At 45.3% G+C, this 20,910-nt stretch carries 20 protein-coding genes; 10 read left to right on the top strand and 10 right to left on the bottom strand.

All coding sequences use genetic code 11. The annotated features are described in order from the left end of the window. Positions 1-46 precede the first annotated feature (46 nt). The 4 genes from RID09_RS27685 to RID09_RS27670 form a co-directional block, all read right to left on the bottom strand. The gene (locus RID09_RS27685; RefSeq protein ID WP_446339133.1) at positions 47-1,501 is read right to left on the bottom strand and encodes an adenylate/guanylate cyclase domain-containing protein; all 1,455 of its coding nucleotides are present in this window, start codon (positions 1,499-1,501) and stop codon (positions 47-49) included. A gap of 189 nt (positions 1,502-1,690) precedes the next feature. After that, entirely contained in the window at positions 1,691-2,428 is a 738-nt protein-coding gene (locus RID09_RS27680) for a DUF1995 family protein (RefSeq protein ID WP_446339132.1), read from the bottom strand. Between the two features lie 264 nt (positions 2,429-2,692). Further along, positions 2,693-3,343 (bottom strand): response regulator transcription factor, encoded by a 651-nt coding sequence (locus tag RID09_RS27675; RefSeq protein WP_446339131.1) that lies wholly within the window; start codon positions 3,341-3,343, stop codon positions 2,693-2,695. 151 nt (positions 3,344-3,494) lie between these two features. Continuing rightward, positions 3,495-4,031, bottom strand: coding sequence for a (2Fe-2S) ferredoxin domain-containing protein (locus RID09_RS27670; protein WP_446339130.1), 537 nt, complete (start codon positions 4,029-4,031; stop codon positions 3,495-3,497). A 340-nt stretch (positions 4,032-4,371) separates the two neighbouring features. Between RID09_RS27670 and groES the strand changes: the two genes are divergently transcribed. The 4 genes from groES to RID09_RS27650 all read left to right on the top strand — a co-directional run bounded on the left by groES (position 4,372) and on the right by RID09_RS27650 (position 7,680). Then, on the top strand, positions 4,372-4,683 hold the full coding sequence (gene groES / locus RID09_RS27665; protein ID WP_446339129.1) for a co-chaperone GroES: 312 nt from the start codon (positions 4,372-4,374) through the stop codon (positions 4,681-4,683). A 124-nt stretch (positions 4,684-4,807) separates the two neighbouring features. Beyond that, positions 4,808-6,442, top strand: a complete 1,635-nt coding sequence (gene groL / locus RID09_RS27660; RefSeq protein ID WP_446339128.1) for a chaperonin GroEL — start codon at positions 4,808-4,810, stop codon at positions 6,440-6,442. Positions 6,443-6,654: 212 nt separating this feature from the next. Beyond that, positions 6,655-7,065 carry a deaminase domain-containing protein gene (locus tag RID09_RS27655; RefSeq protein WP_446339127.1) on the top strand — a complete coding sequence of 137 codons (411 nt, stop codon included), beginning with the start codon at positions 6,655-6,657 and terminating at the stop codon, positions 7,063-7,065. Positions 7,066-7,206: 141 nt separating this feature from the next. Beyond that, positions 7,207-7,680, top strand: a complete 474-nt coding sequence (locus RID09_RS27650; RefSeq protein ID WP_446339126.1) for an SMI1/KNR4 family protein — start codon at positions 7,207-7,209, stop codon at positions 7,678-7,680. 107 nt (positions 7,681-7,787) lie between these two features. Here RID09_RS27650 and RID09_RS27645 read toward each other — a convergent pair whose 3' ends face one another. The 3 genes from RID09_RS27645 to RID09_RS27635 form a co-directional block, all read right to left on the bottom strand. Then, positions 7,788-8,837 carry a DUF1611 domain-containing protein gene (locus RID09_RS27645; protein ID WP_446339125.1) on the bottom strand — a complete coding sequence of 350 codons (1,050 nt, stop codon included), beginning with the start codon at positions 8,835-8,837 and terminating at the stop codon, positions 7,788-7,790. Then, positions 8,821-9,894: a dipeptide epimerase gene (locus RID09_RS27640; protein ID WP_446339124.1), complete on the bottom strand. Its 1,074-nt coding sequence runs from the start codon at positions 9,892-9,894 to the stop codon at positions 8,821-8,823. Before RID09_RS27640 ends, RID09_RS27645 begins: the two co-directional genes overlap by 17 nt. A gap of 362 nt (positions 9,895-10,256) precedes the next feature. Further along, the gene (locus RID09_RS27635) at positions 10,257-13,385 is read right to left on the bottom strand and encodes an NACHT domain-containing protein (protein WP_446339123.1); all 3,129 of its coding nucleotides are present in this window, start codon (positions 13,383-13,385) and stop codon (positions 10,257-10,259) included. On the opposite strand from RID09_RS27635, the gene RID09_RS27630 reads away from it, so the two are divergent. Continuing rightward, positions 13,375-13,791 (top strand): hypothetical protein, encoded by a 417-nt coding sequence (locus RID09_RS27630; RefSeq protein ID WP_446339122.1) that lies wholly within the window; start codon positions 13,375-13,377, stop codon positions 13,789-13,791. The two genes, RID09_RS27635 and RID09_RS27630, sit on opposite strands and share 11 nt — an antisense overlap. A 200-nt stretch (positions 13,792-13,991) precedes the next feature. Here the strand turns inward: RID09_RS27630 and RID09_RS27625 are convergent, their stop codons facing one another. Beyond that, on the bottom strand, positions 13,992-14,333 hold the full coding sequence (locus tag RID09_RS27625; RefSeq protein ID WP_446339121.1) for a histidine triad nucleotide-binding protein: 342 nt from the start codon (positions 14,331-14,333) through the stop codon (positions 13,992-13,994). Positions 14,334-14,526: 193 nt separating this feature from the next. On the opposite strand from RID09_RS27625, the gene ebsA reads away from it, so the two are divergent. From ebsA to lspA, 3 genes are all read left to right on the top strand, one after another. After that, positions 14,527-14,898, top strand: a complete 372-nt coding sequence (ebsA, locus tag RID09_RS27620; RefSeq protein ID WP_446339120.1) for a type IV pilus biogenesis protein EbsA — start codon at positions 14,527-14,529, stop codon at positions 14,896-14,898. 38 nt (positions 14,899-14,936) lie between these two features. Continuing rightward, the gene (locus tag RID09_RS27615; RefSeq protein WP_446339119.1) at positions 14,937-16,028 is read left to right on the top strand and encodes a phosphotransacetylase family protein; all 1,092 of its coding nucleotides are present in this window, start codon (positions 14,937-14,939) and stop codon (positions 16,026-16,028) included. A gap of 79 nt (positions 16,029-16,107) precedes the next feature. Continuing rightward, the gene (gene lspA, locus RID09_RS27610; RefSeq protein ID WP_446339118.1) at positions 16,108-16,662 is read left to right on the top strand and encodes a signal peptidase II; all 555 of its coding nucleotides are present in this window, start codon (positions 16,108-16,110) and stop codon (positions 16,660-16,662) included. A gap of 302 nt (positions 16,663-16,964) precedes the next feature. Here lspA and RID09_RS27605 read toward each other — a convergent pair whose 3' ends face one another. Then, positions 16,965-17,654, bottom strand: a complete 690-nt coding sequence (locus tag RID09_RS27605) for a peptidase C15 (protein ID WP_446339117.1) — start codon at positions 17,652-17,654, stop codon at positions 16,965-16,967. 64 nt (positions 17,655-17,718) lie between these two features. Here RID09_RS27605 and hisH point away from each other — a divergent pair, with 64 nt between their 5' ends. Next, the gene (gene hisH / locus RID09_RS27600) at positions 17,719-18,354 is read left to right on the top strand and encodes an imidazole glycerol phosphate synthase subunit HisH (RefSeq protein ID WP_446339116.1); all 636 of its coding nucleotides are present in this window, start codon (positions 17,719-17,721) and stop codon (positions 18,352-18,354) included. Between the two features lie 140 nt (positions 18,355-18,494). Here hisH and RID09_RS27595 read toward each other — a convergent pair whose 3' ends face one another. Beyond that, positions 18,495-19,262: a carbonic anhydrase gene (locus RID09_RS27595; RefSeq protein WP_446339115.1), complete on the bottom strand. Its 768-nt coding sequence runs from the start codon at positions 19,260-19,262 to the stop codon at positions 18,495-18,497. A gap of 578 nt (positions 19,263-19,840) precedes the next feature. Here RID09_RS27595 and RID09_RS27590 point away from each other — a divergent pair. After that, positions 19,841-20,698 (top strand): prohibitin family protein, encoded by an 858-nt coding sequence (locus RID09_RS27590; protein ID WP_446339114.1) that lies wholly within the window; start codon positions 19,841-19,843, stop codon positions 20,696-20,698. Positions 20,699-20,910 lie beyond the last annotated feature (212 nt).

The following is a 20,910-nucleotide window of genomic DNA, read 5'->3' as shown; positions in this document are numbered from 1 at the left end:
TCCCCTGCACATCCGCACCTCTCCAGACGTTCCACACCTTACGTCTCTATTTCTCCTGCTTCCCGATCAGCCAATAGCTGGTCATTTTCCCTTTTCCCTTAACCACGATCGCACCCCGTTCTTCAAATACATACTGATCCTGCAAACGCTTTTTTGTCGCCGCCGTCACTTGAATTTTCCCCGGAAGTCCAGATGATTCCATGCGAGACGCCACATTAACCGCATCTCCCCAAAGATCATAGCTAAACTTTTTAATCCCAATTACACCCGCTACCACAAGTCCCGTATTAATGCCAATGCGAATTTGGAAGGGTTCCCCTTGTGGTGTTTTAAACTGTTGAATGGCTTGTTGCATATCCAATGCCATTTGAGCAATTGCCTCGGCATGGAGATCATTCACTACAGGTAAACCCGCCACAGCCATATAAGCATCGCCAATCGTTTTGATTTTCTCAATGCCATGTTTTTCGGCTAATTGATCAAAAACAGAAAAAATCTGATTTAATAGATTAAGCAGTTCTAAGGGAGATATTTGAGCCGCAAAGTGAGTAAAACCGACAATATCGGCAAATAAGATAGTGGCTTCAGTAAATTGTTGCGCTAAAGTTCCCTCAAATTGTTTTAATTGCTCAACAATAGTCTTGGGTAAAATGTTTAGCAATAACTTTTCTGACTTTTGTTGTTCTAAGCGCAGAGCTTGTTCAGCTTTGATGCGATCGCTAATATCCGATTGAATTCCAACGAAATGAGTCAGATTATTTCTATCATCATGAATGGGCGAAATTGTCAATTCATTCCAGAACGGTGTTCCATCTTTCCGGTAATTGAGTAAGGTAACGGTGCAATGTTGTCCAGCTTTTATCGCAGCACGAAGTTGAGTCACCGCAGGCTGATTAGTATCTTTTCCTTGCAAGAAACGGCAATTGTAACCCAAGACTTCAGCGGCAGAGTAACCCGTTATTTTCTCAAAGGCAGGATTAACATAGATAAGGGGCATATCCGGCAAACGCGCATCAGCAATGACAATGCCAACACTACTCGCCGCGATCGCTTGATCCCGTAGTTTAACGGTTTCCTGTACTCCTTTACGATAAGCCTGACTGCCTCGCCAATTGCTTTCGGTGACATCTTGGGCAATGCCATAGCTGACACTATTTTGATAGGCTCCCAAACGCCAAGACAGCCAACGATAGCTTCCGTCTCGACAACGAAAGCGATGTTTAAGGCGTATCGGGGTTGTATTATCCTGGAGAGTGTAACATTGATTCTCCATATCAAAAGTAAATGCCACATCATCAGGATGAACAAACTCTAACCAAGGACGCGATCGCAGTTCATCCAACGTCCAGCCTAGAGTCTTTTCCCAAACGGAGTTGAGTTCCCTAAAATACCCATTACTGTCACGGATACACAACAAATCAGGAGAAAGATCGAAGAAGGCTTGGAGAGATGCTTCCCTATGGAATAGGTTTGGCTCATTCTCCTCACAAGAAGGATTCATTGGACATTTTCCAGGGAAGATTTACGGTTGGTTTTTGCACCCTCTATCGGAATTTTCTATTCAATTTCAATTATCGCATTGACATATTTAAGTGTAGAATCATATCATAAATGACGCTTTTTCAACATTTTTTTTGGAAAAAGACGCTGTCTATCGTGTGGTTTTGAAGTTTAGTGTTTAGATTTTTGATTAACGACTCAATGCATCTAAAAAGCTCTGTAGTGTAGAGAGAAACCCTGTTTTTTTGGGCGCAGACACTTCTTCTGAGTCAGTGCTACCCGTTGCTTTGGCAATAATCAATTCTAAGGCATCTCCTACAGGTTTTTGCGGTTCTTCAGCAATAAGCTGATAGGCATTTTCCCCCTCCAGCAAGATTTGCCACATTCCCGGATAAACCCGCAAAAGAGCCGCCCCATCAAGAGGTTGGACGTAGTAACAAGAGGTTAGGGTGCTGAGAAACCGTTCACGGAGTTGACGTGCGGCGTAGCCAATACCAACCACTTTGAGATCTTCAAGCTGGGGAATGAGTAAAACGCAGGGGCGATCGCCAGCCAAATTGCAGATTTTTTCCACTTGAGTCACTTCCACCGCCGAGGGAGCAACAATCAAAAACGCCTCATCCTCTGGCTGAATTCTACTTTCGACAGGGGAGCGACTTGTGCCAATGTCTGTCACTTTAAACGGTGTTTCTCCCCAGTCTCGACGGGCGAGTGCAGCAGCCCCAGTATCAGGAAAGAGAACCTTTAGCCCCGAACCATACTGTTCAAAGATAGGGGTAAATTGCCATGCAAGGGACTGGGCTTGCAAGGCAATCTCTGGAAAAACTAACTCGACTTGCAGGCGAGTATATCCATCATTGAGAGCAGCTTGTGTCGCTTCGCGAGCTTGAGCGATCGCTTCGTCTAAGGTTTGAGGAAGTTCAGCCATCGGTCATTTGTCCTTTGTCCTTCGTCCTTGATGCATAGTGCGTCGTGTCCTCTCAATTGTAACGAACTATGAATCACAAGATGGAACAGGGAATAGTTTTGAGTTTTGAATTTTGACCCAACGCCCTTGCTAGTCGGGCATGGCGCTTGTGTCGGGGCGGGTTTCACTATTATCGTTTATTACCTCACCTAGATGAGACTCAACCCGCCCTGACTCAGGTATGGAAGTTTTTGGCGAATGACGAATGACATGAGACAATGACCCCTAAGCCTGACAACTTTCAATTGCCCAACGAGCTAATTCGGTACGGTTATGCAATCCAGTTTTGCTTAGCATATTAGAAACATGGCTTTCAATCGTGCGCTGACTCACATTAAGCTCCTTAGCAATTTCCCGATTTGCCAATCCCCGTGCCACAAACTGTACAACCTTCAGTTCAGTTGGTGTCAATTCCACATGGGCGGGAACTTTAATGTTAGATGGCGGCTCTCCTGCAGGTGTCGGGGAGCGAGTCGTTAAGCGGCTAGCCTGTCTCAGAGAAGATTCAACTTGAGCGACCAATTCTTCTGGCTCAAATGGTTTGACCATGTAAACATCGGCGCCGGTGTTGAGTCCCTTTACCCGATCATGGCTTTGTCCTTTGGCAGAGAGAAATAGCACGGGAACCCAGTTCATGCGCGGATCTTGCCGAACATACTCAACCAGAGCATAGCCATCCATCTCTGGCATCATCACATCACAAATGATCATGTCTGGAATATCTTGCTCTAAAACATCCAGCGCCTCTCGACCATTTTCCGCCGTGATCACTTTGTACCCGCGAAACTCTAGGTAGTCCTTAACGAGCAAAATTAAATTAGGGTCATCGTCAATCAGCAGCAGTTGCTTGTTAGTTCTGATAACGTTTTCTTTCATTTTCTCCCCCCGTGGAGACCCCCGCTAGACCGCTCGATTCGGTTAGTCGGCGGGTAGTTTACGTCCTATGTTAGTCTACTGAACCAGGAAACTAAAGGCTCTCCAGTAGTCAGGGTGAGAAAAGCCGTTAAGTTTAATTTTTCCCACCTACTTAGCTCCTCCAGAAGCGCTGGAAAATCTGGGTCCAAGGGCTTTTGGGTTGATCTACACGGGCGACTTTTTCGGGAGTTATCTGCGGTTTGAATTGACTGTCGGCTCTTTTAACTCCTGCTGGTTCGGAGATAGGAGATTGATCGGTTTCTGGAAGAGGATGAATTAAAAAAGCATAGTCTTCGACAATCTTGTTTCCAATAAGATGCTCTTGGATAATGCGTTCGATGACCTCTGGCGTCGCGTTACGATACCAAACGCCATCAGGGTAAACCACCAGAATTGGACCGCTAGCACAGACGCGCAGACAGTTGGCTTTGGTACGAAAGACGCAGCTTTGTCGCTCCTGAGTGGGTTGATCCAGCTTGAGCTGTTTCAGACGGGTTTTTAAGTAGTCCCAGGAATCAAGACCCGCTTGTTTAGAGCAGCACTTCGGTTTAGTCTGGTCAGCGCACAGCAAAATATGGCGTTGAATTTGATTGAGTCCTAGGCTATGTACATTTTTTGCCAACAGTGTTTTGTCTGATGCTGTATTCATCTGTCTTACCCCCTAAAAATTCCCATTATCCTGTAGGGTAGCGCGTCACTACAGGTCTTGAGTTTTAAGTGTTCCAGACGTGCCATTATTCGTCTTTCCGGGGCGGGTTTAGGGACAAACACTAATTGTTTTACCTAACTTTTTTGCCAAACTCGCCCTACCCCTCACCCAACACCCCTACTTCACCACCCATCCTTTAGTTCGGGAACCCGTACCCGGACATTGATTGCAGTTTGATGCCTTAGTTGAGTAAATTAGCACTCAGAAGCAGAGAGTGCTAATCACTCAACAGCAGAAAGTGCGAAGTGAGACTAAACCACGCAAATTAGGAGGGAATTCAATGGCAGCCGTATCTCTGAGTGTTTCTACAGTCAAGCCATTAGGCGATCGCGTTTTTGTCAAGGTCAGTGCCGCTGAAGAGAAAACTGCAGGTGGCATCTTGTTACCCGACAACGCGAAAGAGAAGCCTCAAATCGGGGAAATTGTCGCGACAGGTCCTGGCAAGCGCAACGATGATGGCTCTCGCTCGGAACTGGAAGTCAAAATTGGCGACAAAGTTCTCTACTCTAAGTATGCCGGTACTGATATCAAACTAGGCAACGAGGAGTATGTTCTACTTTCAGAAAAAGACATCCTCGCCGTCGTTTCCTAGTCATGCTCCCTAAACGTTCAGGAGTACACCAAGCCAGGGATCTGGCAATTCTCCTGAATGATGAACTCATCCCAATTTCTAATAATTCACCGTTCAATTCTCAGACTCAACATCACTGAAATCTATGGCTAAGCGCATCATTTACAACGAAAATGCTCGTCGCGCCCTGGAAAAGGGTATGGATATTCTGGCAGAAGCCGTTGCCGTTACCCTCGGTCCAAAAGGTCGCAACGTGGTTCTGGAGAAAAAATTTGGCGCTCCTCAAATTGTCAATGACGGAGTGACCATTGCTAAAGAAATCGAATTGGAAGACCACGTAGAAAACACGGGTGTCGCCCTGATTCGTCAAGCTGCGTCTAAGACTAATGATGCGGCGGGTGACGGTACTACAACCGCTACTGTCCTGGCTCATGCCATGGTCAAAGAAGGATTGCGGAATGTTGCGGCTGGTGCGAATGCCATCGCCTTGAAGCGGGGGATTGACAAAGCCATTGCTTTCTTGGTGGACAAGATTGCCGAAAATGCCCGTCCTGTTGAAGATTCTAAAGCCATTGCTCAAGTCGGTTCCATCTCTGCCGGTAACGACGAAGAAGTTGGCTCGATGATTGCCCAAGCAATGGATAAGGTGGGCAAAGAAGGCGTGATTTCCCTCGAAGAAGGGAAGTCTATGACCACTGAATTAGAAATCACCGAAGGGATGCGCTTTGACAAGGGCTACATCTCGCCCTACTTCGCCACCGATATGGAGCGGATGGAAGCGATTCTGGAAGAACCCTTCATCCTGATTACCGATAAGAAAATTACCCTGGTTCAGGATATAGTACCTGTGCTAGAGCAAGTTGCTCGTTCGAGTCGTCCTCTGCTAATTTTGGCTGAAGACATTGAAAAAGAAGCCCTGGCGACTCTGGTGGTCAACCGTCTGCGCGGTGTGCTCAACGTCGCTGCGGTTAAAGCTCCTGGTTTTGGCGATCGCCGTAAGGCTATGCTGGAAGATATCGCGGTATTGACAGGTGGTCAAGTGATCACCGAAGACGCGGGTCTGAAGCTGGAAAACACCAAGCTAGATATGCTGGGTAAAGCGCGTCGCATCAACATCACCAAAGACAATACCACAATTGTGGCTGAAGGCAACGAAGCGGCGGTTAAAGCCCGTTGTGAACAAATCCGTCGTCAGATTGAAGAATCGGATTCTTCCTACGACAAGGAGAAACTGCAAGAGCGTTTGGCGAAGCTGTCCGGTGGCGTTGCGGTGGTAAAAGTCGGGGCGGCGACGGAAACTGAAATGAAAGACCGCAAGCTGCGCTTAGAAGACGCGATTAACGCGACCAAGGCGGCGGTAGAAGAAGGGATTGTTCCCGGTGGTGGTACGACTCTGGCTCATCTGACTCCTACCCTGGAATCTTGGGCAAATGAAAACCTGACCGGTGAAGGTTTGATTGGGGCAATGATTGTTTCTCGTGCGCTAGCCGCGCCCCTGAAGCGGATTGCTGAGAATGCGGGTCAAAATGGTGCGGTTATCGCTGAGCGGGTGAAAGAGAAAGACTTTAATGTTGGCTACAACGCGGCGACGAATGAGTTCGTTGATATGTTTGAAGCCGGTATCGTTGATCCCGCCAAGGTGACTCGTTCCGCCCTGCAAAATGCAGCCTCTATCGCGGGGATGGTATTGACTACTGAATGTATCGTAGTTGACAAGCCTGAACCCAAGGAAGGTGCTGGTGCTGGCGCTGGTGCTGGTATGGGCGATTTCGATTACTAATCGCTGACGTTTTAGGGGCGATTCATGAATTGCCCCTACACCAAATTGAGCAAAAACTTTTCTATTTAGTCTCATTATTTCATCGGGTTTCCAGCTTCTAGCTGAAAATTCTCTCTTAGCTCCTCTGCTGCTCTAAGAATGCAAAACATATTAAAAACCGCTATAGTATTAAGTAGACTATTATTTTAAACTATATATTCAATTAACTTAATATGGTAAACAATAACCCAGAAAGCTGGTGTATTCGCATTGCTCAGCTTCGGCATGAGTTGGGGATAGGACAGCGCCGAAATATTGCTATTGCTGAGTTTCAGATTGGAAATGACAGTGGTGAACTCATAGCCGTCAGTGGTCAGGCAATTCGCCCCGGAACTATTAGCTTACCTCAGCAGCCTTTATTTAAAACCTTTGAATCTCCTCCTGGACATTCACGAGCTTATGATAGTGAGTATAAACTTCTTGAGGAATTGGCTTCTCGATATGCCCAAACTCCAGAGATTCAAGGTACTGTCAATCTAGTCACGGAAAGACCGCCTTGTGTATCCTGTAGCTACGTCATTAAGCAATTTCGTCAGCGGTTTCCAAACATTGTCCTGAACATCAACGATGTCAATACCGTTTGATTGCTGATTATGGAGAGGATGGGGGGAGATAGTATAAGACGCATAATGAGTCCCATTTCTCCCCCTATTCTCAAAAACCTGGGATGCAGCGATTAAACTTAAAAGATATTATTGATGCAAGATTGAATCGAGGATATAGATGTGTATTTAGATACAGTTAAACAACAGCTACAACAACTAGGACTGGTACAGCCAGATGAGTTAGTTGGGTGTACAGCTTCCGAAATCAATAAACTTGAACAGGAGTTAGGAATTTCTCTACCAAAAGCCTATCAAGAATTTATCCTGGAGATGGGGCATGGTGCGGGTCAATTCTTGCGCGGCTCTGACTGCTTTTTTAAGCATCTCCCCTATTTGAGAGAATGGGCTATAGAGTTATTAGAGGAAAATAACTTTCCTAAACCCCTGCCAAATGATGCTTTTATTTTCTTCATGCACCAGGGATATCAGTTTAGTTTTTTTCTCGTTTCTGAAGGGGATGACCCACCGATTTACTCTTACTGTGAAGGTGAAAATCAGATTCAATTCACGAAAAGCAACGCAAAATTTAGTGAATTTTTGGAACAAGAAGTTGAGATTCATCAGAAATACCTCTGTTCTCTTGCCAGTAATTGAATGTAGAGACGTTGCCTGTAACGTCTCTACAGATGCTCGGCTCATAGAGAATACCAAATTCTGGTTTACTACCCCCTTTATAATCGAGTCTGCAAAGTGGGAATTGATTATATTTTTCCCATGACAGCATCAACCAACAAATTAGCCCCAAACCGCACCACATCGGTACAAGGTAAACCTGTCTCATCCTGAACCTGCGCGATCGCGTCTCGTGCTTCCCCATCTCTCAAATGCCCGGTATTCAAGGCTATTGCCACCACTGACACTGGTGCAAATGCCCCTCCCGCCCTAGCCACGGTTTCATACAGTCGAATAACCTCTGGTAACGGTGGAATCAGCACATCCGGGCAATGGCGAATATGTCGTTGTCCAGCGCGATGAACTAATATTAAACCTGTGGGTTGTGTACCTCGAATTAGGGGTAAGGTTGCCGTAGAACCGGGATGAATCAGTGAACCCTGCCCTTCTATCATTAACAAGTCATAACCATTACCAAATTTCATCACTATTTGTTCAACCGCACCCGCCGCAAAATCGACCCGAATTGCATCTAAAGGAATGCCATCCCCAGCAATCATTAACCCCGCTTGACCGGTTGCTAAAAACTTGGACTTAATTCCCTTTCGACAAGCGGCGCGATGGAACTCAATACTGGTAGACATTTTCCCCACACTCATATCCGTACCCACGGTTAAAATCCGTTGACAAGACAGCGATCGCGCTTGGGCTTTGCCAATCCCCAAACCCCTTGGTTCCTGGCGAATATCCCAAATTTGTTGATTGGGTTTGAGTAATTCCTGTAATTCTGGATCAGATGCCATTGGCGTATGCAAACCGTTATAAACGGAAAGTCCCGCCGCGATTCCCTGCTTAACTTCTTGCCACCAAACCTCTGGCAATCGTCCCCCCGGTGGGGCAATTCCAATCGCTAAAATCGTGGGATTGTAGGCGAGGGCGGAACTCACTGAATCCACAATCGGCGCATTACAGTTAATTCCAGTTAATTCAGATAAAGATTCTCCAGCACAATCCTTATCAATCACTGCCACCACAGTTGCTTCTGTATATCGTAGCAGCGTTAATCCGGTTTTCCCCTGATCGCCGCGAATCCCTTCATGTAATAAAATAGCGACGCGCTGATCACTCGTCAGATACATGGCGTTTTACTCCCAATCCTGATAAGTTATTTGGTATCAATCGTCCATCTTGAAGCGTCGCCCCGGTAAAGGGATCGTCAACTAAGTTCAAATGGCTATCTAAATCCAGATAATCGGCGAAAGATGATAGGTGAGAAGCGGCGGTATTGGCGAGGGTACTATCGGAATAGCAGCCATACATCACCTGTAACCCAAAGGCTTTGGCAGTATGTACCATCCGCAATGCTTCCGTTAATCCACCGGATTTCATTAGTTTGATATTAATCCCATGAATGCAATCAGCCAGGGGAGGAATATCTTCACTGGTAAAGCAGCTTTCATCAACGAAAATAGGTAGAGGCGATCGCGAATACAAATGAGGTAAATCCGCCTCTTGTCCGGCTCTAAGGGGTTGTTCGACGTATTTAACACCCTGTTGGGCTAACCAGTCGCAAATTTTTACAGCGTCGTCTAAACTCCAACCGCCATTCGCATCAACGGTTAGCTGGGCTTGGGGGGCGACGTCTCGGATGGCTAATAGCATTTCGCGATCGGCTTCAATTCCGTCGGGAGAACCGAGTTTAATTTTAAGCACATTACCCCCAGTGATCGGTATCCAATCTCGCACTCGTTCTTGTGCGGCTTCAGGTGTACCAATTCCTACCGTGGCGGAAATTGGCACAATCCGGTGACGATTACATCCCCATAATTTCCATAAGGGAACACCTAACTGTTTTCCTAACCAATCATGTAATGCAATATCAATCGCCGCCCTAGCCGCTGATGGTGCATCAGTTTCTGCTAACACTCGTTCGATTTTCTGTCGTTCCCAGGGTGTATATGCCTCTAGTATGGGTATAAGTAACTCAAGTGCAGTTAACAGGATCTGAGTGGTTTGGGGAGTTTTATTTAAGGGATGGGATGGAGTCGCGATCGCAAAGGGAGAGGCTTCGCCCCAACCCTCTATCCCCTGATGTTCTAGCCGCACCCAGATATTGGTGCTTTGGGAGGTTGTACCGCGACTAATGGTTAAGGGAAATCGCTTGTGAACAGTAAAAGGTTCTAAGCTAAGGCGCATAATCCAAGGGTGGTTTATTACACAGTAAGCCCATATTAGGTTGAATAGCACTGAAAAGCGTGCATTTTGGGAGCGCCTCCACCATTGATATACCGTAGGGTGGGCATTGCCCACCAGCATACCAGTCAGTGACATTTATATTAGGCTATGGTACTGGAATTGGCTGATTCCAACCCGAAGCCGATGTGGTAACTATCTTAAAGCTTAGCTTGACAGCGCTTCAGGTAAATCTGTAGGGTGAGGAGAGTGAAGCGTAACGCACCACTCACCGTTAAAGACTTTGGTGGAATAGATTTTACGGTTAAATCGGGCGCAAGCCTTGCGCCCCTACATTTAGGTGTACCTTAAACACTGGAGAACCGCTATATTTGTTCGTCACCACTAACTCGAACTCTGGCTCTATGACTAACGGAATAAAGGGCAGAGTAAATTTCAGGTTTCAAATCCATTTCTTGGTTGCTAGTAAGCGATAAATAGGTTCTTTGTAATTCGGTCACTGTTTCACGATCATCAGCTACTTCGCCAATTGCTCTAACTATACAACGTTTCCAATTGAAGTTTCGATTATTGTTGTGGATTTCGGGTAATAGCTCCCGTAGTTCAGGTACTAACAACTTGGTAATAAATGTGGGCAAGTTGTTCAAAATTTCATTTTGAAATACCAGCCAATGGGATTGACACAATATTGATAGTATTTGTTGAGCAATTGTATCAGACTGGTACTCTGAGGCAGCCCAGATAATACCTTTTGCCTCACAAATAGATAAATTATACTTTTCTGTCGTAGTGAAAATTCTATTAGCGTAGTCAACGATAAACTTGCGCCCTGATTCCGGCGCTACTCTATGATCCCAGCTTGCCTGACTTTGTTCCAATGCTTGCACCAGCGTTGGCACTACAGAGTTATCTCCCAAGCTTTTGAGAGTGCGAGTTATTCGTTGCCAAACATATCCAAGCCAAATAGAGTCTCCTAAACACCAGTTAGGAGGCACAACTTGCCTTTCTATTGCCTGAACTAGATAGGTGATGCTCTCTTGTTTTTCCCAAATTCCCAAAGTTGTGGATATGCCCACTCGAACACGCTCATCAATGTTGTGGTCTTTTTGGATTTGTCTTAGTGAATCTATCGCAATTTCTTGTAAACCTTCCAGAGATTCTGTCAATAACCACCGAATCTGCCAATCAATGGATTCATCCTGAATATGTTGCAAAATGGAATTCACCAAAGATGCATTCTTTAAATCTCTTAACGCGCTAGAAATGGCTGGCTTTACTCCAGGGCTTGTATTGTCTGCTAGAATCAAATCCAGTAGTTTTGGAGCGATACATTGATCACCTGAACTGCCCAGCAACTCAAAAATTTCAATTTCTTCTCTGTTATAGCATTTTGGGTCAGTCCGCATATTCAGCAGCTCAGAAGTTACAGAGGTTTTGCCTAGCTCGATCAACGCCCTAGCAATCTGTAGCCTAATTAATATCCATTCGTCATTTTCTTGTCTAAATATCTTGAGTAGATAATCGCTAGCATTTGTCGCTTTTAACTCAGCTAGCGCATATAAGATACGTCCACATACCTGTCCATCCAGTTCTACCTTCCTCTGAAAAAGTTTCAGCAATTTATTAGCTACATTCTGGTCACCATATTTTCCACAAGCCGAGGCAATGATAAATTGCTTTTCCATTAAGGCAACATTCATCCTTCGCCGTTCTAGCTCATTCTTGCCTACGATAACCAGCATCTCCAGTAGCTCATCAATTAGGGTTGGGTCGCCAATCTCCACCAAAACTTTAGCTGCCCGTTCCCAATTCAGGGCATAGGGTGAATTACTAAGCAGATCTTTCACTTCGGTAATAATGCGATCGCGTAACCCCTGCATCAGATTGGGTTTACCAACCAGACAACGTGCTGCCAAGAGCAAATCACTATCAAAAAGGTCATCATTGACAGCTAGCGGTTCCCCTTCCGGTATTAACTGGTTGATGTTTCCAGGTGACAATGGAGGTAGCGAACGTCCCAAGATACCTAACAGTAGCGGTGTCGCATCGTCCATACATTCAGCTAATAGCAGGATTACCTCTTCCCACCAAGGTTCATGTCGATGCTTAACAACCTCTTGCCATCCAACTGCACCTTTTTTATTAGCGGCTAGTGCGGCAAAATATTCTTGAAACGTCAAATGCAGAAAGCTATACAATTCATAGGCGGCTTCTTTCAGCAAACTCGATGAATCTGTAATTTCCTCCAGGATTGCTTTGTTCTCTTCTGGTGAGATATTGATTTGAGCATTAGAAAGAAAGCGAGGAAGTTGCCGCAATAGTTCAGCTTCGCGGAAATAGCTTGTCCCTTGCTGATGGAAATACCACGCCACCTCTATCAACAGATTCTGCATTTGTGTTGGTGTAAACTGCATCAATCGATTAACATCTCGATTAGGTTCGGCATCCCATTCTTCGAGCAATACTTCAACGCAGTGCTGGTACAATTCAGAGCGACGCTCAGGTAATTTCAATTCTCGCCCATAGACAATCGCCATTAGTGAGAGAATTAACGGATTTCCTGCCAACGTCTTCATCCGCAAGTTTTTATCTAATTCTTGCCATAATCCTTCCGCCTTGGAAGGATCTGATTTGAACCAGTTGTTGGCAAATTCCTTAATATCAGGTTCATCAAATTCCAGCACTTCCATTGTCTGGAACCCAGTTAAACCACCGCGCCAGCCAGCCCGACGACAGGTAACTGCGATCGGAGCATTAGGAAATTGTGTGGCTAATTGATTTACTTTACCAACCGCCTGATTGTAAGCATTTTTCGCCTCAGCAGAACTTTTACCACCCAATACTTCGTCTAATCCGTCTAACAGCAATGCAGCATTACCGTCTTTTAGCTGTTTTTCAAGATAGGGACGGGCATTTTGAAAGCCGTAGCGTTTCGCCAAGTCAGCAGCAACAAACTCTAGAACATTTCCCGTATTACCTTCTAAAAATTTCAGTTCAACATAAATTGGCAAATAGGGTAAGCTTGGCTCATCTTTAGCCATTCGCACAGCTAGGTGTCGCAGGATCGTAGTTTTACCTGCACCAGGCTCACCCAGTACCGTTATCCGTTTGTGTTTGGTTAATGCTGCTTCTGGGGAAATTGCCGTTGCCGCTTTTTCTGCTAAACGCTGTTGAAATTGTCGCAACAGTTCCCCTGGCTCACCCTCAGCTAACGAGGCTTTTTCTTCTTCTTGGGTAGAGGACAGTGGTTGTTCTTGCCGCACTTGCAGTTTTACATAAATATTCTCCAGATCCAAAGGACTGGACATCTTAAAAATCTGTAGATTGCCGAGTCTATAAATCAGGTTTTGGCGGTAGTCTTCTATAGCCTGTTTTTGGTGAGCCTCAGCTTCTGCTTGCTTTAGTTCCGCTTCCTTATTGGCTGCATCTTGCCGTTTACGTCTGTTTCTCTCATCCCAAAAATGAGTTACTTTTGGTGCAAATATGAATGCCAAGACTGTAAATATAAGAGTTAAAATAGTAGCTATAGCACCTACTGCACCCCAATCAATAGAGCCCCAATCAATAGAGGGTGTTGTTAAGTCTGATGGTGCTTGCTTTGGAGAGACATCAGGATTCGCTGCGGGTGACGGTGATGGTGTAGGCGAGACAACTGGATCAGGTGTTGGCGTGGGTGAAGCTGTAGGCTTGATCGTCGGTTTTGTCTCAATAGAGGGTGTTGTTGAGTCTGATGGTGCTTGCTTTGGAGAGACATCAGGATTCGCTGTGGGTGAAGGTAATGATGTGGGCGAGACAACTGAATTAGGTGTTGGTGTAGGTGAAGCTGTGGGCTTGATCGTCTGTTGTGTCGTAGTTGAGGAGAGGGCGACCCGAGTCTATTTAGTGGACTGGAGTTGTTAATTAGTGCAAGCGGGTCGCCCCTACACGAAGACTAACGGTCTTTATTCCTTGTATCACGGATGATACCAATACCCAAATCACTGTCCAGTCGAGCTAATGTTCTATTTTGCCACGTTATTTAAAGAATCTTTAAGAAATTATCTTCCTGCACCCCTCCGCACCTCCGCACCTCCGCACCTCCACCCCCCACACCCCAACTTTTAACCGGGGGGCCAGTCCATCTGGCGTCCGCCTAAAATGTGTAAATGTAGATGATCCACGGTTTGACCGCCATCAGCACCGTTGTTGATCACCACCCGATACCCTTGATTCAAACCTACTTGTTCAGCCACTCGCTTGGCGGTTAACAGCAGATGTCCCATAAGGGCGTGATCTTGGGACTCAGCCGCCGCTAGCTGGGGAATCGGTTTTTTGGGAATGAGCAGAATATGAACGGGGGCTTTGGGCGTAATATCCTTGAAAGCTAGGACTAGATCATCCTCATAAACAATGTCAGCCGGGATTTCCCGACGGATAATCTTGCTAAAGATTGTCTCACTCATGGCTAATCGCGGTTTTAGTATAAATGCTTCATTAGAAAGTAGCATACAGGAACCAAAAACGCCTAAGATCGAGGTAGAGTAAACAATTAATGGAGAGATCTATCTAGTTTAACCGCATCGGTTTTCTATAATTTATTAACCTCTAACGAGAGTGCATGACATTCTCCATACCGGAACAAGACGTTAGTCAGCTATGTCAATCGAGAAACTTCAGCCTGCCGAGAAAAGCGCCTACGGTGTCTACATGCCTTACTATCAAGGCGCTAAACGCAATGCCCTCCCCCTGGCGTTTAGTCTGTATCAACAGGGTTCCTTAGAAGGGAGTCGCCGTATTGAAGGCGGTGAGAGCATTCCCTTTGTGGCAACCTGGTTTGTCTCCAAGCTACCTTCGGAACTCACCCGCTGCCGATTACAGTTTGATGGGAATGCGGAACTCAGTTATGAGGTAACTTTGGCAAATTCTGAATTTATTAATTACTTAATCGAAGTCATTTTGAATTTCAAGCGCACTCGCTTGACCGATTTTTCCCAGACATTTTATCGAAAACTACTACGTGACGAGTAAACTCAAGTGACATTTTGAACGGAGGAGTGAAATTAGGGGTGACAAAATCCGTGAATTATCTACTAATCGGATCAACTGAAGCGTATAGTGGCAAGTCTGCCATTATTCTGGGCATCGCCCATCAGCTCAAAAGTAAAGGACTGGATATTGGTTATGGTAAGCTCTTAGCCTGTACTGAGTATGTGAATAAACTGGATCGGGAAGGCGATGATGTGCAGTTTATTCCGTCTATCCTAGATCTACCAGAAAAGCAGGTGCGATCGCCTTTACTTTGCCTCGATGATCAGACAATACAAAAACGCTTACGCGGTGAGGATTCTACCAATTACCGTCAATCGCTGAAGTCCTATCTCCAGCCTCCGATTGGCGATTTAATGGTACTCGAAGGACCGAGTACGCTTTTTGAAGGCAATCTATTTGACCTCTCGTTACTGGACATTGCTCAGGAAATAGAGGCTTCAATTGTATTAGTCAGCCGTTTTCATTCGGTGTTACTGGTGGAAACGCTGCTATCTGCCAAACACCAACTTGGCGATCGCTTACGGGGAATTGTGATTAATGCGATTCCGGCTGATCAACTGGAAATCGTTCAATCCACTGTCCAACCCTTTCTAGAGGCACAAGGTATTCCTGTATTGGGGATGTTACCCCAAAATGATTTGCTCCGCAGCGTTACGGTGCGAGAATTGATTCATCAACTCGATGCTCAAGTACTTTGCCGTCCGGATCGGATAGATTTATTGGTTCAAAGTTTGACCATTGGCGCGATGAATGTCAACTCTGCCCTAAAATACTTCCGCAAAGGCAAGCACATGGCAGTCGTCACCGGAGGCGATCGCACGGATATCCAAATGGCAGCACTGGAAACCTCAACCCACTGTCTGATTTTAACGGGACATATACCACCCCAACCGTTGATTGTCAACCGTGCTGAAGAATTGGAAATCCCCATTTTATCGGTGGATCTCGATACCCTCACCACTGTGGAAATTATCGATCGCGCTTTTGGTCAAGTACGCCTGCGCGAATCCATAAAAGCACAATGCGTCCAACAGCTTATGACAGAACATTTTGACATTGAACGGTTGATGAATCTGTTGGGTTTAGAAGCGGTTGTATCAACTCATTGAATCGTACCTACACTATAATGCCAAGCATTTAGTGTAGGAGGATGTCACAGTGGTAATATTCGATGTCAATCAATTGACTATGCCTTTTAGAAAAAATCGTTACTTCTGGATAATTGCCGCTGTTAGTTTAATTTTGGATCAACTGACTAAATATTTAGTGGTACAAAATTTTGCATTATACGAAAGTTTGCCTCTGATTCCTGATATTTTTCACTTAACGTATGTGACGAATACCGGGGCAGCATTTAGTCTGTTTAGTAAGGGCGGAGTTTGGCTGCGCTGGCTATCACTGGCAGTGAGTCTGGGTTTAATGGGGTTGGCATGGTTTGGTTCCCGGCTGAAACCTATTGAGCAGTTAGGCTACGGGTTTATTTTAGGGGGTGCATTAGGCAATGGAATTGATCGATTTTTTAATGATTGTATCGTTAATGGAAAACAGTTAACCTGTGTGGTTGATTTTCTGGAGTTTCCGATCGTCAAGTTTCCTGTATTAGTCGATTTTCGGCATATTCGACTCGCTCCTTTTCCAGTGTTTAATTTTGCTGATGTTTTTATTAATCTAGGGATTATCTGCTTGTTAATTATCAGTTTTCGCCAAAGTCGCCCACCTGGGGATCAATCTCACAGACAGTAAGCCCTTTTTGCCCTGGCGATTAAAATCGCTGCTACACAAAAAACTTCGCCTGCGCGGACTGGATAAGGGGGTAGTCAACCCGGATTTTGTATTAACTCAAGATGAGGGCGAGTCAACAAAATTAATCGGTTTTCCCTTTAACGCTAGTCCGGCGACTCGCCCCTACAGGGGATGATTATAAATGATTATCGAAAAATCACGGTTAATTGAAGATGAGGGCGAGTTAACAAAATTAGTCAGTTTTTCCTTTTGATCGGATCGCCCTCTATTGAAACGAGAAGGAATCTATGTTGTCTTTGTCTCTAAGCAGCAGTCGTTGTCTCTCTTATTTGATTTTGGCGTTGAATTATTGCCCAAACTGCTATTCTGGAAATAATTAGGCGAAAGTCTGTCAGAATTGTGGATAGGTTTTCGGGCGTTAGTAGGGGAACGTGGACAAAGATACAACCAGTTGTCGGGGAATAATCGCGCAAATAGCTTAATACTTGATAATAGAGTCCTTCACAGACAAATTTACCCGCGTTGTAACTAATCTCAGTTTCGGTTAATCCCTGTAATAGTTCCTCTAAGTCTACAGAGGTGTTGAGGAAGTGAGTCTCGATGTTTGTCTTATTGCCAAGGAAGGCGGAAAGATAATAGGACAACCCTTTAAAGCTGAAGATTTCCTGAAGAACTATATAATAAACCAACCAATAGACTTGAGTAATAAGGTATCGAGGCGTTGCCCCAGCTTCTACGGTTAATCGGGAACGGGATTCAGCCATGCCGCAACAGATTACCACATCCGGTTGCAGGTGTTCAATTTCCGCGATCGCTAAATCACTGGCTGGAAATACGTCAACGGGTAGTTGTCTCAGATACGTCAAGGATATGGCTTGTTCCTGAAACGGGTTACTCTCTTGTTGGATTTTCAGCAGTAAATCATCGGACGCATTGGATTTGTGATGAGGTAACCAGGTTTGAAAGGATGTCAAAAGGATAGTGGTTGACATTATCGATTAGCACCGAACTCATTAAAATATAGATTGAACCATAAAAATAACGAGGAATCGGTTCATGCCAATCATTGCGGTGGTCGATTACGATATGGGTAACCTGCACTCGGCTTGTAAAGGGTTGGAGAATGCGGGTGCAACAACCAAGGTGACAGATATCGCGGCTGAGATTGAACAGGCGGATGCGGTGGTACTACCGGGAGTGGGTTCATTTGACCCAGCCGTACAGCATTTGCGATCGCGCGGACTTGATGAACCGATTAAACGGGTGATTGCTAGCGGTAAACCGTTCCTGGGTATATGTCTAGGGTTGCAAATTCTGTTTGAGAGTTCAGAAGAAGGAAAGGAACCCGGATTAGGGATTATCCCTGGGAAAGTGCGGCGATTTCAGCCAGAACCGGATATCCGCATTCCGCACATGGGGTGGAACCATTTGGAGTTCACTCAACCAGATTGTCCCTTGTGGATGCAGCTATCTGAGAACCCACAAGTTTATTTTGTCCATTCCTACTACGTTGACCCTGTTGATCCGACAATTCGCGCCGCTACAGTAACACACGGATCACAACAGGTCACGGCTGCGATCGCGCGGGGTAATATGATGGCAGTTCAGTTTCATCCCGAAAAATCGTCCACAGCAGGCTTACAAATTCTATCGAACTTTGTCACTCTCCTGAAAACTCCTGTATCCGTCTAAGATTGGGGAACAGGAAACAGATGGAAATGAGGAATATGGGAATGTAGAGACGTTGCATGGAACATCTCTACATCCGGGCTGGTTTTGCACAAAGGTTATCAATAGCCAAGCCTAAAATCCCAAAACCCGCCCCTACCAACTTAAAACTCTTTGGTTTCAATAACTCGTTGATTCAGAGGTTGGACAGGTCGAGCATTACCGCTATAAACTGACTTAAATTTAGCTAGCTGCTGGGATGATATCTCAATTGGCTGTTTCAAAACATACCACTCGACGCCTTCTGTACAAGGTGGGGTAGTTAATGAACCTGTGTAATGATAATAAGACTTGTCTTGTGGCGGTAACGCACTAGCATTAATCGTCACACCCCGGACGATTCGTTCTCCTTTATGGGTTAGTATATTCGCCCATAAGGTTTCAATAAATGGATTGTATTGACCTTCTTTTAGGAAAACTCCAACAACCGCCAATTGTCCATCCTGACTTTTGTGAACCAGGTGGGCTTCCATGGGATAGGCTTCACCCTTAACCCTGTGTTCGCTGGGAGAATGGAAATGAAACTGGAGAAGTTCATACCGCTTACCTTCAATTTCTATATAACTTCCAGCCTTGTAGTCAACTTCAATGGCATGACCATTATTAATAACTTTAAAGGGTGTATTTTTATAGGTAAATTCAAGGGATTTAGCGCTAGAGGCTGACTTATCGTTCAGATTAATCGGAGACTGCTCTTTGCCAAGTTTACAGGTTTCAAATTTCGGACTTAAGTTTCCCCAATTTTTAGGTGATGCATCCCCACTATATCCCCAGTTAACCGAATGGGTATTACTTGATTGAACTTGAGGCGCGATGACTACACAAGACGCGAAAAGAACAAAGATAATGAATCTAATGGTACTGTTTTTCATAGCACTCCCTCACATTTTTCACCGATATACATAGGGTACATGTTAGCTTTGTCGGTTGGGTTGAGATACCTAGGCAAGGCTTCTCGAAGAGTAACCCAACACCATAGTTAGCGTGAATATTATGTGCTTTCCCTGACATGCTACCATGGACGTATCTCTATCTACCTTCATAGCATTATTCAGAATTAATTGATCCAGCAAATTCATAAATATTATGAATCATTTTATGGTTTATTGAGATAGATTTAGATATATTTGGGCAAAAATGATATTTCGCTTCCCTAGTTAGGATGCTACTCCCCCATCTCCCTTATTCCCTCTGCTCGCCATAGTTCCACGCCTTACGTCTAAAAAAGGCTTTCCCGGCTCCTCCGCTCCTCCGCTTCCCGATTTGGGCGGGTGCGAGTGAAGTTTCCAGACAGTGCCAAAATGTTATCTGTAAAACCCGCCCCTACAGCAGACGCGCCCTAGAACATCTGGAACATGCTTCCCCATTTTCCCCTAATCAACACAACTGGGTCTGAACATTGGTAGGCTGGAAAGAGTCGCCAATGGCTATGAAGTAAGGAGAGTAAACGTTGAAGTATCAGAATTCACAGAATTGGCAAGCTTTAGTGGGAGGGATTATTGCAGCAGCCTTGATTCTCCTTAGCTTTAGCTCCTTTGTGATCATCAACCCAGGTCAAGCCGGGGTCATCAGCATCTTGGGTAAAGCCAGAGATGGAGCCTTACTAGAAGGTATCCACATCAAGCCGCCTTTAATCTCAGTGGTGGACGTATATGATGTAACCGTGCAAAAATTTGAAGTTCCTGCTCAGAGTTCCACCAAGGATCTTCAGGATCTATCAGCTAGCTTTGCGATTAACTTCCGCCTTGATCCGACACAGGTGGTTACAATCCGACGCACACAAGGCACATTGCAGAATATCGTCTCGAAAATTATCGCCCCTCAAACTCAGGAATCATTCAAAGTTGCAGCGGCGAGGCGAACGGTAGAAGAAGCAATCACCAAACGGACTGAACTGAAGCAGGACTTTGATAATGCTTTGAATGAACGGTTGGAAAAGTATGGCATCATCGTCCTAGATACCAGCGTGGTTGACCTAAACTTCTCCCCAGAGTTCTCCAAGGCGGTTGAGGAAAAACAAATCGCTGAACAACGGGCGCAACGTGCTGTTTACGTTGCCCGGGAAGCCGAACAACAAGCCCAAGCGGACATTAATCGCGCCAAGGGTAGAGCCGAAGCCCAACGACTGTTGGCGGAAACCCTGAGAGAGCAAGGCGGACCACTGGTTCTGCAAAAAGAAGCCATCGAAGCCTGGAAACAAGGTGGGGCGCAAATGCCGAAAGTGTTGGTCATGGGTGGTGATTCCAAGAGTAGTGTGCCATTCTTATTTAACTTGGGGGATATAGCACAGGAAACGCTACGGCGCTAAGGACGCCAAATCCTGTGGTTATCCTGTTTGATTGGTTTCAAACTTAAGCGGAATGGCACTGAAATAAGCATTTTTGACACTCCCCCGCTTGAAAGACGGGGGATTCTTGAGCTAATCACAGCCCTTTCGAGTTACCCCTAATTAGGTCTTACACGATTATGTCCTACCCGAAGTCAACTAGAATATCACTTAATATCTAGAACCCCTCTTCT

This window comes from Coleofasciculus sp. G1-WW12-02, from assembly GCF_040219735.1.
Classification (GTDB): domain Bacteria; phylum Cyanobacteriota; class Cyanobacteriia; order Cyanobacteriales; family Coleofasciculaceae; genus Coleofasciculus.
This window is presented reverse-complemented; position numbering and strand designations above follow the sequence as displayed.